This is a genomic window from Bradyrhizobium sp. KZN70725 (assembly GCF_055264925.1).
Window position 1 is genome coordinate 1 of record NZ_JBUYWT010000250.1, and the last position, 202, is coordinate 202.

A 202-nucleotide genomic window follows, 5' to 3' on the forward strand; every position below is an offset into this window, starting at 1 on the left:
AAGTACGCCCTCCACAAACATCCGGTTGTCCCGTCCGGTCGAACCCTTCTGGTCAGGCCGGCCGATGATCAACGGCGCCATCCGCTCCCATGTCGCGTCGCTCAATACCAAACGGTCCATCACACCCAAGGCGGCCTCCCCAAAAGCAGCCTTGAATCTGATTTGCGCCTAAAAGGGAATCCTTAGAGTCCACACCACCTAG

The 202-nt window shown here is 57.9% G+C and carries 1 pseudogene; it reads right to left on the bottom strand.

From position 1 onward, the window contains the following. Window positions 1-129: pseudogene (locus ACZBJS_RS42930) on the bottom strand (IS5/IS1182 family transposase); the annotation flags it as partial. Between the last annotated feature and the right edge of the window lie 73 nt (window positions 130-202).